Source organism: Oleiphilus sp. HI0125 (genome assembly GCF_001635355.1).
The window spans coordinates 1-1566 of the sequence record NZ_LWGF01000759.1 but is presented as its reverse complement, the minus strand read 5'-3'; the positions used below and the strand labels follow the sequence as shown (position 1 = coordinate 1566).

The following is a 1566-nucleotide window of genomic DNA, read 5'->3' as shown; positions in this document are numbered from 1 at the left end:
TGCCGAGAACTTACTCCAACCTCTCTGCCCATTGAGTTTTTTAATGCTAACTTCCCAGATAGCTCGTACGTATTGTCATCAATATCGNCAATCAAATCCTGCAAATCTAGATCAATCTCGCGTTCATAATAAGCACAATCAATTTGCTCTTGAAGACCATCTTCAACAACAAAAATTCGCGCTCCATCTTCTTCAAAACTAGAATCAAAATCTGTCGTTGAACGATTAACCACTACTGCAATTTGATCAAGTGAGAGCTCTTCAACTCTCTTCTCTATTGCTAATTGATCGTCCTGAGGATCTTGCTCCATATAACGCACAAATAAACGTGCACCTTGCTTATCAAAAATCAAATTAGATGCTTGATCATCAATTAACTCGTATCGACCAGCATCGATTTTTTCATCGAGCTCTAAGTTAGTAATGCATTGGGCAACGGTCAGGTCGGTCGCGAACGTTTTATTATAGCCTTCCGTTTCTTTATACTTTCCCGAAACCTCACCATTCAACTGTGCTCCAGCGTCATTAAAGCAAGCAGTATAATTTATCGAGAAAGCATCAGATTCTTCATATCGCACTCCAGAAGCATTAGGGAAATTAACAACTGCACTTCCTCCTCCTGGGCATGTATAACCCCCTACCTGAACACCTTTAAAGTCACGAGCATCAAGCATTTCATTTAAACGCGCAAAATAGAGTGGGGAAAAGATACTTTGGTAAGAAGACCACAGGTAAGCTTCTGCATTATCATTGGTTATGTCGAGCGTTCTTCGATTATCGCTAAAATCCTGATCATCAACGATAAACTCCCCACATCCCACAACGAGAGCAGTCAAAGAATATAAAAAGGCTCGTGCAAGACGGCTCATGAACTTTCCTAGTTATTCTTAATCGGAGGGAAAATTGTAAGATATGCGTACGGTAGGATAAACGCTACGCCACCACATTTGTGACGCAGCATACGCTCACGAGGCTTAAACGTGATACTGCGCACTCAATTCATGCACCGCATCAACAAAGACTTTCGGCGCCGCAGGGTCTACAAACTGATGAATACCGTGTCCGAGGTTAAACACATGTCCATTGCCCGCACCAAAGTCCCTTAATATTCGGGCAACTTCAGCCTTAATTTGGTCTGGCTTAGCATATAAAACACTTGGATCCATATTACCTTGTAACGCGACGCGATCACCCACCATAGAGCGGGCTCGACCAATATTCATCGTCCAATCAAGCCCTAGCGCATTCGCACCGCAGTCAGCGATTTGATCCAACCATAGACCACCACCCTTCGTAAATACGATCGATGGTACGCGCAAACCTCGCGCTTCCGTCTTCAAACCCGCCACAATCTTTTGCATGTAAGCAAGAGAGAAATCGAGGTAGGCTTGATCACTTAAATTCCCGCCCCATGTATCGAAAATCTGAACAGCTTGAGCACCTGCATCGATTTGCGCATTCAAATAATCAATAACAGAGTCTGCAAGCACATCTAATAGAGCATGAAGAGTTTCAGGTTCGCGATACATCATCGCTTTAATATGTCGGAAATCTTTCGAAGAACCA

Annotated in this window: 1 protein-coding gene; it reads right to left on the bottom strand. The window is 43.2% G+C overall.

The window, feature by feature from the left end:
• Positions 1–974: 974 nt before the first annotated feature.
• Positions 975–1566 (bottom strand): uroporphyrinogen decarboxylase family protein (locus A3762_RS11970; protein WP_304439283.1); only part of this gene is annotated, 592 nt, incomplete at its 5' end.